6 protein-coding genes and 1 pseudogene are annotated in these 13,396 nt (G+C 66.6%); 4 read left to right on the forward strand and 3 right to left on the reverse strand.

Annotated elements, in window-relative coordinates:
* Positions 1-471: 471 nt before the first annotated feature.
* A complete protein-coding gene (locus NYR97_RS21410) occupies positions 472-1,464 on the reverse strand; it encodes a LacI family DNA-binding transcriptional regulator (protein ID WP_316695661.1) in 993 nt (330 codons plus the stop codon).
* A gap of 177 nt (positions 1,465-1,641) precedes the next feature.
* On the opposite strand from NYR97_RS21410, the gene ptsP reads away from it, so the two are divergent.
* The 4 genes from ptsP (at position 1,642) to NYR97_RS21430 (ending at position 8,469) form a co-directional block, all read left to right on the forward strand.
* Complete coding sequence (gene ptsP / locus NYR97_RS21415; RefSeq protein WP_316695662.1) at positions 1,642-4,161, forward strand: phosphoenolpyruvate--protein phosphotransferase; 2,520 nt, start codon at positions 1,642-1,644, stop codon at positions 4,159-4,161.
* Positions 4,158-5,114, forward strand: coding sequence for a 1-phosphofructokinase (pfkB, locus tag NYR97_RS21420; protein ID WP_316695664.1), 957 nt, complete (start codon positions 4,158-4,160; stop codon positions 5,112-5,114). Before ptsP ends, pfkB begins: the two co-directional genes overlap by 4 nt.
* 149 nt (positions 5,115-5,263) lie before the next feature.
* Entirely contained in the window at positions 5,264-7,006 is a 1,743-nt protein-coding gene (locus NYR97_RS21425) for a PTS fructose transporter subunit IIC (protein ID WP_316695665.1), read from the forward strand.
* Between the two features lie 185 nt (positions 7,007-7,191).
* On the forward strand, positions 7,192-8,469 hold the full coding sequence (locus NYR97_RS21430) for a carbohydrate porin (RefSeq protein ID WP_316695667.1): 1,278 nt from the start codon (positions 7,192-7,194) through the stop codon (positions 8,467-8,469).
* A gap of 237 nt (positions 8,470-8,706) precedes the next feature.
* Here the strand turns inward: NYR97_RS21430 and NYR97_RS21435 are convergent, their stop codons facing one another.
* Both NYR97_RS21435 and NYR97_RS21440 read right to left on the reverse strand, forming a co-directional pair.
* On the reverse strand, positions 8,707-9,357 hold the full coding sequence (locus NYR97_RS21435) for a hypothetical protein (protein ID WP_316695668.1): 651 nt from the start codon (positions 9,355-9,357) through the stop codon (positions 8,707-8,709).
* Positions 9,358-9,397: 40 nt separating this feature from the next.
* A pseudogene (locus tag NYR97_RS21440) lies at positions 9,398-13,393 on the reverse strand (hypothetical protein).
* Positions 13,394-13,396: the final 3 nt, after the last annotated feature.

Below are 13,396 nucleotides of genomic sequence, written 5' to 3' on the forward strand. Positions count from 1 at the left end.
CTCAACGTGTCGAAGCGATTCGACAGTGCGGATAGATCAGTTGTAAAGCCGCTGATCTGCGGCGTCGTTGCAGGGCCCTTGCCCGCCCACCGTCGCGGGACACGCTGCAAGTACGTCCTTGTAAGCTCTTACGCGGCATCCATGCCGCGTAAGGTCCCGCGACGGTGGGCGGGCAAGGACCAATCGAGAACGTCGGTGTGCATGGTTGCAAGCAGTGCAATAAGCGCGTTTTTGGATGACGGCGCGTCCGATCAGCGTCGCAACGCGAACGAATAACAGCCAGACTTTCAACGAAGCGACCGACCAACATTCTGGTGCGGTGTCCTTGCCGCTTGCGGGACCGTGTGGCGGCATGGATGCCGCCACCGAGCCTACAGGGACGTACTTGCGGCGTGTCCCGCGAGCGGTGAGGGCACCGCACACGCGACGAGCCAGGATTTTTGACCGGCGCTGGGCGCTACTTCGGGACAGTTAGATACCCGGCCTGCGGGCGCCGGTGGAGCCGCGCACCACGCAGCGGCCGGTCATCACCAGGCGGCGAATCGGCAGCTGCGGCGATTTGAGCCGTTCGAGCAATAGCGACATCGCCGCGCGGCCCATGTCTTCGACCGGCTGCTCGACCACGGTGATGCCTGGCTCGACCAGATCGGTCCAGCGCTCGTTGTCGAAGCCGGCCAGGGCCAGATCATCGGGAATGCGCAGGCCGGCGGTGCGGGCGGCCTTCAGCGCGCCCATCAACAGCAGGCTGTTACTGGTGACGATCGCTTCGGGCCTGTCTGCGCTGGCCAGCCATTGGCCGACTTCGGCAATCGCCGCTTCGGCGGTGGGCGCCACTTCGCGGTAAGCCGGTGTCAGCCCCTGCGCGCCCATCGCGGCCAGATAGCCGTTGCGGCGCTCGGCCGCAGTGGTGCTGGTGCCGAACAGCCCGCCGATGCGTTCATAGCCCTGCGCCTGCAGATGCGCGACCAGTTCGCCCATCGCTGCGGCGTTATCCAGCACCACGCTGTCGTAGCGGCTGCCGGGGCCGGCGCGGTCCACCAGCACGGTCGGGTAATCCAGCGCGAGTTCGTGCATGCGCCCCACCGTGACCCGGGTCGGGGCGAAGATCAGCCCGGTAATGCGTTCTTCCTGCATCAGTTGCAGGTACAGCGCCTCGCGCTCGGGATCTTCGTCGGTATTGCACAGGGTCACGCGCATGCTGGCGCGATAAGCGACCTCTTCCACCGCGCGGATCAGCGCGGTGAAGTACGGGTTGCGGATATCGGCCACGATCACCCCCAGGATGCCGGACTGCTGGGAGCGCAATCGCCGCGCCATCAGGTTGGGCCGATAGCCGGTCTGGCGCACCGCCGCCTCGACCTTGGCACGCACCTCCTCGCTCACCGGGCCGGTGCCCAGCGCGCGCGAGACGGTGGATTTGGACACTCCGGCCACCCGGGCCACGTCGTTGATGCTGATGCTCACTGGGACATACTCACTGGGACCGTTCCCGCTCCATTTGGCGCACCTCGACCCAGGCGCTGCTTCAGATTCGATGCTAACCCGAAAGCACTACAGCGCTTTTGTGCAGTGCACATTGACCTGAGTGTGGGAACGTTCCCACACTACTGCCCAGCCCGTTCCTACTCCCCGGAGTCCGTCTTGTCCTCTCCGTCGCCTGCCGCTCCCGTCACTCCCGAACTCGTACGCCTGCGTGCGCATGCCCGCGACAAGGACGACGCCATCGCCCAGGCCGCCCAGCTATTGGTCGCCGCCGGCTGCGTGGCGCCGGGCTACGACGCCAGCATGCGGCGCCGCGAAGGCCTGGCGAATACCTTCCTCGGCCACGGCCTGGCGATCCCGCACGGCGTCGGCGAAGACCGCCATCTGGTGCGCCGCGACGGTATCGCGGTGCTGCAGTTGCCTGAAGGCGTGGAATGGAACCCCGGCCAGATCACCCGGCTGGTGGTCGGCATCGCTGCCCAATCCGACACCCACATCACCCTGCTGCGCCGCCTGACCCGGCTGATCCAGGACCCGGCGCAGCTGGAAGCGCTGTTCACCACCGACGACCCCGGCGTGATCGTGGCCGCGCTCACCGGCGACCGCGCGCCCGACACCAGCGCCGCGCCCGCCACCGATCTGGCCGAAAAATTTGACTGGACCATCGCCTACCCCAGCGGCCTGCATGCCCGCCCGGCCACCCGTTGGGCCGAAACCGCACGCGGCTTCTCTGCGCGTGCGCAAGTGCGTGCCGGCGATCAGGCGGCCGATGCCAAGAGCCTGGTCGGCCTGTTGCAGCTCGGTCTGCGTGCCGGCGACAGCATCACCGTCTCGGCCGAAGGCAACGATGCCGCCGCGCTGCTCAAGCGCCTGCGCGCAGTGATGGACAGCCTGACCGCGCAGGAAAAGGCCGACGCCGAACGCGCCGCGCAACGCCGCGCCGCCCCGGTCATCGGCTGGACACCCCCGCAGGCGCAGCCGGCCATCGTCGGCATCGGCGCCAGCCCGGGCGTGGCAATCGGCATCGTGCACCGCCTGCGTGCGGCGCAGACCGAGGTGGCCGATCAACCGGTCGGCCTGGGCGATGGCGGCGCATTGCTGCACGACGCGCTGACCCGCACCCGCCAGCAGCTGGCGGCGATCCAGGACGACACCCAACGACGGCTCGGCGCCTCGGACGCGGCGATCTTCAAGGCCCAGGCCGAGCTGCTCAACGACACCGACCTGATCACCCGCACCTGCCAGCTGATGGTCGAAGGCCACGGCGTGGCGTGGTCGTGGCATCAGGCGGTGGAACAGATCGCCTCGGGCCTGGCCGCACTCGGCAACCCGGTGCTGGCCGGCCGCGCGGCCGACCTGCGTGATGTCGGTCGCCGCGTACTGGCCCAGCTCGACCCGGCCGCCGCCGGCGCCGGCCTGACCGACCTGCCGGAGCAGCCCTGCATCCTGCTTGCCGGCGATCTGTCGCCGTCGGACACCGCCAACCTGGACACTGCACGCGTGCTCGGCCTGGCCACTGCGCAAGGCGGGCCGACCTCGCATACCGCGATCCTGTCGCGCACGCTCGGCCTGCCGGCGCTGGTCGCAGCCGGCGGCCAGTTGCTGGATATCGAAGACGGCGTCACCGCCATCATCGACGGCAGCAGCGGGCGGCTGTACATCAACCCGTCCGAACTGGATCTGGACGCCGCCCGTACGCATATCGCCGAGCAGCAGGCCATCCGCGAGCGCGAGGCCGCGCAGCGCGCCTTGCCGGCGGAAACCACCGACGGCCACCACATCGACATCGGCGCCAACGTCAACCTGCCCGACCAGGTCGCGATGGCGCTGGCCCAGGGCGCCGAAGGCGTCGGCCTGATGCGCACCGAGTTCCTGTTCCTGGAAAGCGGCCGCACGCCCAGCGAAGACGAGCAGCACGCCACCTACCTGGCAATGGCGCAGGCACTGGATGGCCGCCCGCTGATCGTGCGTGCACTGGACATCGGCGGCGACAAGCAGGTGGCGCATCTGGAGCTACCGCACGAGGAAAACCCGTTCCTGGGCGTCCGCGGCGCGCGCCTGCTGCTGCGTCGCCCCGACCTGCTCGAACCGCAGTTGCGTGCGCTGTACCGCGCCGCCAAGGACGGGGCGCGGCTGTCGATCATGTTCCCGATGATCACCTCGGTGCCGGAGCTGATCGCCTTGCGCGAGATCTGCGCACGCATCCGCGCCGAGCTGGACGCACCGGAAGTGCCGATCGGCATCATGATCGAAGTGCCCGCCGCCGCAGCGCAGGCAGACGTGCTGGCGCGGCATGCGGATTTCTTCTCGATCGGCACCAATGACCTGACCCAGTACGTGCTGGCGATCGACCGCCAGAACCCGGAGCTGGCCGCCGAAGCCGACAGCCTGCATCCGGCGGTGCTGCGCATGATTCGCAGCACGATCGAAGGTGCGCGCAAGCACGGGCGTTGGGTTGGCGTGTGCGGCGGTCTGGCCGGCGATCCGTTCGGCGCCAGCCTGCTGGCCGGCCTGGGCGTGCAGGAGTTGTCGATGACGCCCAACGACATCCCGGCGGTCAAGGCACGCCTGCGCGGCACCGCGCTGAGCGCCCTGCAGCAGCTGGCCGAGCAGGCGCTGGACTGCGAGACCGCAGAGCAGGTGCGCGCGCTCGAAGTCAAACGCGAGGGCCAGGCATGAACCTGCAGGCCATCACCGTCACGCTGAATCCGGCGATCGACCAGACCATCCAACTCGATCACTTGCAGCCGGGCGCTGTGCATCGCGCCAGCAGCGTGCGTAACGACGCCGGCGGCAAGGGCATCAATGTCGCCGCCTGCCTGGCCGACTGGGGCAGTCAGGTCGCCGCGCTCGGCGTGCTCGGGGTCGCCAATGCCGGCGTGTTCGAGGCGCTGTTCCGCGAACGCGGTATCACCGACCACTGCCAGCGCGTGGCCGGCGAGACCCGCACCAATCTCAAGCTGGTCGAAGCGCGCAGCAACGACACCACCGACATCAATCTGCCCGGCCTGCGCCTGGGCCAGCCGCACCTGCAGGGCGTAGCCGATCAGCTCGCCCCGCTGCTGCGCCCCGGCCTGCCGGTGGTGCTGTCGGGCAGCCTGCCGGCCGGCCTGCCGGACGACAGCTGGGCGCAGTTGCAGGCGCAGGCCAGCGCCGCTGGCGCACGCGTACTGCTGGACACCAGTGGTGCGCCACTGGTGGCCGCACTCGGCGCCGCACGCGACGCGCTGCCTTACGCAGTCAAACCGAACCGGCACGAACTCGAAGCCTGGACCGGCCGCCCGCTGAGCGATCGCGCCGCGCTCAGCGCCGCCGCGCACGAACTGATCGCACGCGGCATCCAGCTGGTGGTCATCTCGATGGGCACCGACGGCGCCTTGTTCGTGCAGCGCGACCAGCGCCTGATCGCGCGGCCGCCGCGGCTGGCGCAGGGCAGCAGCGTGGGCGCCGGTGACGCGATGGTGGCCGGCCTGGCCGCCGCGCTGCTGGATGCGGCCACCGATCTGGAGCAGTGCGCGCGGCTGGCCACGGCGTTTTCGATGTGCCGGCTGGAAAGCGGCGACGCGCGCAGGCTCAGCGCCGACGGCGTGCGCCGTGCTGCGGCCGACGTCGTGATCGAGACGTTGTCGTGAGCGCTGCCTTGCACTTGCCGGCGACCGCCACGCAGGTCTGCGCGTGCCATTCCGGCTGCCGTCATCCCGGCACGCGTCACCCGCACGCGTAACGCCCACATTCCCCCCGCCGGCCTCACCGGCGACCGCAATACAGCAGGAGTTTTGCCATGTCCTCTTCCATCGTGGTCATCGCCGCCGGCGAACGCAGTACCGAAGCCGTTCTGGCGGCCGAAGCGCTGCGCCGCGCGGCCAGCGCCGCCGGGCGCAGCGTGACGATCGAAATCCGCAGCGACCAGGGCGTGCTCGGCGCACTGCCGACCGAGCTGACCAACGGCGCCGCACACGTCCTGATCGTCGGCGATGCCGATGCCGACACCGCGCGCTTCGGCAACGCGCAACTGCTGCATCTGAGCCTGGGCGCGGTGCTGGACGACCCGGCCGCCGCCGTCAGCCAGCTCGCTGCCACCACCGCACCAGCCAGTACATCGGCAACGACCGACGCATCCGGCGCAGGCGGCAAGCGCATCGTTGCGATCACCTCCTGCCCCACCGGCATCGCGCACACCTTCATGGCCGCCGAAGGCCTGCAGCAGGCCGCGAAGAAGCTCGGCTACCAGATGCGGGTGGAAACGCAGGGTTCGGTGGGCGCGCAGGACGCATTGACCGACGAGGAAATCCGCGCTGCAGATGTCGTCATCATCGCCGCCGATCGCGAGGTCGATCTGGCCCGCTTCGGCGGCAAGAAACTCTTCAAGAGCGGCACCAAGCCGGCGATCAACGATGGCCCGGCGCTCATCCAGAAAGCCCTGGCCGAGGCCGGCGTGCATGGCGGCGTAGCTCCGGTTGCGGGCGCCAACGCCACATCGGACGCCAAGGGCAATGCCCGCACCGGCGCCTACAAGCACCTGATGACCGGCGTGTCGTTCATGCTGCCGTTCGTCACCGCCGGCGGCTTGTTGATCGCCCTGGCCTTCGCGCTCGGCGGCATCTATGCCGGCGACGATGCGCACCAGGGCACGCTGGCCTGGTCGCTGTTCCAGATCGGCGCCAAGGCCGGCTTCACCCTGATGGTGCCCGCGCTGGCAGGTTACATCGCCTACTCCATCGCCGACCGCCCCGGCATCGCGCCGGGCATGATCGGCGGCCTGGTTGCGGCCAACCTCAACGCCGGCTTCCTCGGCGGCATCATCGCCGGCTTCATCGCCGGCTACGGCGTGGCCGCGCTCAACCGCTACATCCGCCTGCCGCGCAATCTGGAAGGACTCAAGCCGGTGCTGATCCTGCCGGTGCTGGGCACGCTGCTGGTGGGCCTGGCGATGATGTACGTGTTCGGCCAACCGGTGGCCGACCTGCTGGCCTGGCTCACCGCCTGGTTGCGCGGCATGCAGGGCAGCAGCGCGCTGCTGCTGGGCCTGTTGCTCGGCGGCATGATGGCCTTCGACATGGGCGGGCCGGTCAACAAGGCCGCCTACGCTTTTTCGACTGGTCTGATCGCCAGCCAGGTCTATACCCCGATGGCCGCCGCCATGGTCGCCGGCATGACCCCGCCGCTGGGCATCGCGCTAGCCACCTGGGTATTCCGCAACCGCTTCACCGTCGAAGAGCGCGGCTCGGCCACCGCCGCCGGCGTGCTCGGGCTGGCCTTCGTCACCGAAGGCGCCATCCCCTACGCCGCGCGCGACCCGCTGCGCACCATCCCGGCGCTGGTGATCGGCTCGGCCGTGGCCGGCGCGATCTCGATGACCGCCGGTGCCGAGTTGAAGGCACCGCACGGCGGCATCTTCGTGCTGCTGATCCCCAACGCGGTGACCCACCTGCTCAATTACGTGCTGGCCCTGGTGGTCGGCGTGGTGGTCACCGCGGTGGCGCTGCGCCTGCTCAAGAAGCCGGTGGCCGACGTGGTCGCCTGACGTTAGGCCGCCCCGCCCCGACCGATTCCACACCGCGCATCCGGCGCATCTGATCACTGATCTGCGTCACCCCTGACTGGTTTCACCGCTGCGCTGCGCACCCTCGTGCGCGGCCAGCGGCTTGCCCACCCCTTAGCTGTCGCGTCCGCCTTCTCGGCCACGCCCTCTTTGTTCGGAGTCCTGCCATGACCGCCCTCGCCCCCCGCCATGCCCGTCCCCGCCTGCTGTGCCTGTCGCTGGCACTGGCGCTGACCCCGCTCGCCCACGCGCAGGATGCCGCCGATGCCTTCAAGCTCAAGCTGGGTTACACCGGCGAAGCGGCGTCGATGATCGATGGCGGGCGCAAGAACGGCGACGCCTACGCAGGCCAGCTGATGGTCGGCACCGACGTCGACATGGACCGCCTGTTCGGCTGGGGCGGCGCCACGGTCAAGCTGTATGTCACCAACCGCCACGGCACCAACCTGGCCAACAGCAGTATCGGCAACAGCACCTCGGTGCAGGAAATCTACGGCGGCCAGGGCACGCGCCTGGCCAACTTCACCCTGCTGCAGAAACTGTTCGACGACCGCCTGGAACTGGAAGCCGGCCGCAGCGTGGCCAACATCCACTTCCTCGGCTCGGACCTGTGCCAGTACTTCCAGGGCAACTCGGCCTGCGGCAATCCCACCTTCGTGTTCCGCACCAGCAACTTCACCTACTGGCCGGTCTCGAGCTGGGCCGCGCACGCCACCGCCTGGGTCACGCCCAAGGTCTACGTGCATGTGGGCGCCTACGAGGTGAACCCGGTGCAGGCCCAGGACGGCCAGCACGGCCTGAAGTGGAGCACCGACGACACCACCGGCGTGGTGGTGCCGTACGCCATCGGCTACAAGAACAAGGGCGGCGACGGCAGCATGGCCGCGATGTACGAACTCGGCGGCTGGCAGGACAACTCCGACTACACCGACCCGCTGCGCGACCGCAACGGCAACCCGGCCGTGCTCAGCGGCCTGGACTACGAAAACAAGCAGGGCCGCTCGGGCCTGTTCGCCCGCTTCGAGCAGCAGGTCACCAACCCCGACCCGTCCGGCACCCGCGGCCTGACCGTGTTCGGCGCCATCCTCAAGAGCACCGGCGGCCAGGCGATCGAAGACCACTTCGTGCAACTGGGCCTGGTGCAGAAAGGCACCTTCGCCAGCCGCCCGCAGGACAACATTGCGTTTGTGATCACCCAGCAGAAATACAGCGACGAAGCCATCGAAAACCTGCGCCTGGCGCGCGCCTCCGCTGGCGGCACCGGCACCCCGGCCGACAACCAGATCATGATGGAGCTGAGCTACGGCATCCAGGTCACCAAGCGCCTGCGCATCGCGCCGAACCTGCATTACGTGATCAACCCGGACCAGTTCAACGAACCCACCCGCACCAACGATCTGAAGAATGCGTTGATCGCGGGCATGCGGATCGATTGGAATCTGTGACCCGTCGAGAAGCTACGCGCGTTGCGCGCATCATTGGCGGGCACCACTGCCTGAAGTGAGTGGCGGGTGCGTTGCATCTGACTGGAGTGCAACGCATTGCGTCGACTCGGTTGGCCTGGGCAGTTGCCGGTAGCCGATGGAGTTCGATGAGCCGCGTAGTCGCGCGACCGCACGCGATGTGGCTTTTTCGGCCGCCCCTGTCGCGCGCAAGCCAGTCACTGTAATGACGACGTCGCATCATCGCGAATCTGATGTCGCACGCAGATTGATCGCTCTGTATTGCCTTTGGTTGCCGTAACGCGGCCCATTCTTCTCCAAGGTGGCACAGAGCCGGCCTTCGCCACAGGGAGCTAGGTCGGCACGCGACACGCGATCCAGGTAGTCGATGGAAGCTCGAAGCTGTGCGAGTTCGGTTCGCTTTTCGTTGATGATGCCAACCGAGTAGGCCACCGCCCCCAGCCCTAGCACGCCCGCCACGAGCATCGTGGCGGATGCGATTCCCATGCGGCGCGTGATCCGTGTCTCCAACGTCTGCTGCGCTTGCGCGTAACGCCGGGTGGCCTGTTGCAACGTCTCGTCCGCCGTGGCCATTTCTTTGTTGAATCGCTTGGCGGCTGGCTCCAGCGTCTGCGTCAACGCCTGATTGGTCAGCTGCGTCAGCCTCGGCAATGCATTCTCAAGCACCCGGTTGACCTTGGCATCGGCGCTGCTGGCCGCGCGTTGCAGCACCTGGAGTTGCTCAGCGACCACATCGCGCAACCGTTGTTCGCGCTGCTGCATGGATGCCATCAGCGTCGTCAGCACCGTGATGGTCTCTTGCAAAGACGCATTGGATGCGTTCAACGTCGCCATCATTTCCGCCATTGCGGCAGCGCCTTGCCTGTCCATGAGGTCTCCTAAACGTGGCTGGTCACGGAAGAGATTCTGACTAACCGCCGCCCCCTCCACCACCACCGCCTCCTCCACCGCCCCCACCGCCGTCTCCACCTCCGCCGCCGTCCCCTTGGGGACCGCTCTGCATCGGCCCCTTGGCGAACTCGGGTAAGGTCATCACCATCACTGGTCCGCGGCTGGTATTGACCTCTGCTGAGACATCCATCCCCAGCGCCTGGCGTGTGGCGACGTGCTCCTGAGCCTCCTGCTGGGCCTGCGCTTCCAGGAACTCGTTGCCTCTTTTGATGAGCGCCTGCGTCGCTGTGCTGTTGGCCACCCGATTCAAGGCCCGCTCGATCGCCAACTCGCTCTTGCTGTCGAGCGCATAGAGCACCTCGTCCACGTCCGGATCACCCGTGATGGATTTCCGCTCAGCTTTCGACGAATCGTTTGGTTCATCCACTACCCCTGGCCCGATGGAGCGCTGGGCTAGAGGTGATAAGGCATCGGCTTGTGCAGCCACTTCACTGGGCGAGCGGCGGCCTTGCTCGTGCTGCGGGAACCCATCGAGGCTTGCGCTGTCCACGCTTCGTGTGTCGTCGCGAACGAAGGGATAGGGTTCTCCGCGCTCGCGATGCTCCTTCCACTCCAGGTGGAAGCGCTCGTCTTCCCGATCGGCCCGCTCAATCTCTTGTTGCAGCTGGCGCAGCGAGCGCATGGTCTCTTCCAGGAATAGAGCGCCACCCGGGTCTGCGGCGCTGCGTTCCTGCACAGGGGTCGATTGGGCCTGCTGGTTTTCCGCGTCTGCTGGCTCCTTGGGAAAGCGATTCTCTGCACTACCTACTAACGATTGCCCGTGTGCCTGCGCGAGGTATGCAGGCGGCACAGTCGCCACATGCTCAGTGAGTGAACCATTTGAGGGACTGGGCTGCTCGGCCTTGGTGTCGTGCTCAGGAGTGGTAAGCGCCGTGGCCTGCGCTGCAATCAACGGATCTGCCGTGGCAGGCGTTGTTTGAGCCACGACACGAATCGGCGCTTCCTCCTGCTCACGCGCCGTGTCTTGCTGGCGGACCGACGCTTGCTCCATCTCAATCTGCTGCGTTTGCACGTGGCGAGACAGCGCTGGAGGCACCGCATCGGCCTGCGCGCTTTGCAAAGGTTGGTTGCCCGATTCCTGCCCCTCGGAGGGAGGCACCTGGATGCGCGCCGTGTCGCGGCTCTCCACCGCTGACATTTCCAGCGCGTGCTCTGCTTCTTGTGCTTGACGCGGCTGCGTGTCACCTGCCTCGGGCGTTTGCTTCAGTGCGTCATGTGCGTCAGGAGCAAGGCGTTCGTTCGTCGGTTGATTCTGCGTTTCCAGCCGTGAGCGTGCATCCTCCTGCTGCGACTGAGGGAGCGTTGTTTGCTGAGTCGGCGCGGCACCTTGAGCATTCGGCTGAGTGTCTGGTTGCTGCGAGGCGTGCTGGCTGGGGTCTTGCTGCTGCGCTTGCCGAGCCTGACCCTCCTGGACCTCAACCTGCCTGGCTTCTTGAGCCTGGCGGTCTTGTTGCTTCCGCTGCTGGTTGTCCTCGGCTTGGCGTTCCTGCGCCTGCCGTTGCTGGGCGTCCCTCTCCTCACGCTCCTGCAGCTCGCGTTGCTGGCTGGTCTGCACTTGGCGCTCCTGCACCTGGCGCTCTTCTAGCTCACGCTGCTGCTCGGTTTGGCGTTGACCTTCCAGCACCGCGTGCGCCTGGATCGCTTGTTCGCTTTGTGGCCTGTCTTCATGCTCAGGCTGTGCCTGCTGGAGGTGCTCGCGCACCTGCGCGGCGTGTTGCTCTTGCGCGAGGCGATCTTGCTGTTCGCGTTCTTGTCGCGCCTGCGCCGCGACGGAGGCTTGCATGCGTGCCTGGATATCCAGCACTTGCTGCGGATTGGACGACTCGGAGGTCGAGGAGTCCGCGTCTGCGGTTCCCTCAGTCATGCGCCCAGGGATCGGCGATCCTCGCCGATTGCCTTGCGTCTCACTCAGCGCCTGCCGAATCTCATCGCTGCTGGTCACAGCCACCACGCGTGCGATGCCATCGGGCCCTTGCTGCAGGTGTGCGATGGGGCTGTCATAGCCGTATTGCCCGGCCTCGTTGCGCTGCAACTGCTGCATGGTCGGCCCGGTGATGCCGTTGGCCTCCACGGTCCGCTGCACGGCCAGCTCTACGGCCTGCTGGGTCTGCGGGTTGACGTTCAAATCAACGCCTGCGGCCCGGTAACGGTGCAGCAGCTCGCTGTGCTGCATCCCGGCGGCCGTGGGTGCCGGACGCGCTTCAATCGCCGCCAGGGTCTCCTGAGCGCGCTCCAGCGAGGGCTGGCGCATCTGGTTGGTGAGCTCCAGCTCAGCCGCCAGGTTGCCGCTGGCGACGCCATCCTTGCCGGCCCACTGTCCTGACTCGGTGCGCTGGTAGGTCTGACCATCGTGGCCTTGCACCAGACCCGGCTTGGCATGAGCACTTTCCACGGCGGCAGGAACGCCCACCCCATAGTCTTGCCCGCGCTGGGCGGCATGGCTTTCGAGGTAGGCCTGCGCAATGGCCTCACGGCCGGTGCCTATGTTGGTCTCGATCCGGGCCAGAGCCTCCTGATTCAAGCGTTGTGTCTGCTCAGCACTTGCGATTTGTGGCTCGTAGACGCCGCGATCATCCGCACCCGTCAAGCCGGTCTTGACCTGGCGCTCTCAGGTCTCCGTGGCCGGATTGCGATGCCAATTTTGGTTGTCCAAACCCACTTGGTCGCTTGCTTGAGCCGGAAGGTTGAACGGGTCCTGGGGCGGCGGTGCTTTGCCAAGCGCTAGTTCCACCGCCTTAGCGTTAGCCATGGCCCCCAGTTCCTTGGATTTGGCGTAACTGGCACACACCGCTTCTTGCGTGGGGTGGCCACTGGATCGGTCGAACGCGGCCTGGCGCTGCCAATCCCGCCCGTTGAACTGCCACTCCACCCCGGCCTTGTCGGTATGGTTATAGATGGCGCGGTTGTCCAGCAAATCGGCGCCTTTGTCGAACGCCTTGCTCATCAACAGCGCGTCGCCCACAACCAAGGCCGCCGGCACAAAGCCGCTGCCGCCCAGCGCTGCGGCGGTGGATGCACCACCGGCCCAGCCGCCGACGTTGCGGGCTAATGCATGGGTGACTTCGGACTGCGCGGCTGTGGCATTGCCCTGTTCCAGCAACTCGGCCGATCGGCGGGCGGTCATCACTGCGTCTGCGCCGGTCGCCAACAAACCGCCCGATCGCACCAAGGTGCTGGCCGACGCATTGCCCAGTAGTAGCTCTATGGATACGCCACCGCGCTGACCTCTGGGGACGCGCAGGTTGTGTGCGGCTTCCTCGCCCAGAACCTGCTCGACCTTGAGGATGCCCTGCTCAGACAAGACCACGCGCCCATCGTGGTGAGCATTGGCGATGGCGAGCGACAATCCGCTGCGCTGAAGCTGGATGTCCCCGCCTCGAATGATGGCGGTGTTACTGGCCTGGATCTGGCTGAGCGTGGTGACAATGCGAGACTCAGAGTTCGTCACACCTGCCCAACCACGATCAACTCCCGTGAGCCCCTTAAGAGCATCAAGCTGTTGAGCATGGGCTTGGTGATAGCTCGGGCTGTTTTGCATAAAACCCTGAACTTTCACGCTTGCCTGAGCGGGAGTAAGGCCGAGTGGCGTGTTGGTGTTCAAGTCATTGTTGATCAGTCCAACCGCAAGCGTGTCGCGCAACTGCTCCACACGCTGGACGACTCGATTCAACGCCTCCGGGTCGCCTCGCAGAGCCGCTCGACCATCTCGAGTTGCCTGAATTTCTTCCAAGCGCTTAATTACGCCATACTGATAGGCACCAAGCGGGCCGCCGCTGTGCGGCGAAATGACCAGAGAGTGAGCGAACTTTGGATCGGACGGCAAGAAGATGCGGTTTTCTTGCGCATGAATATCAAACCGACCGATCTCTTGCAACTTCGAAAGCAACTTACTGCTTTTAAGCGTTTGTTGCTCAATCTCGTGATGATCTTGAAAAAGCGTCCGATATTTCGACATAAA

The organism is Xanthomonas hydrangeae, from assembly GCF_032697525.1.
Classification (GTDB): Bacteria; Pseudomonadota; Gammaproteobacteria; order Xanthomonadales; family Xanthomonadaceae; genus Xanthomonas; species Xanthomonas hydrangeae.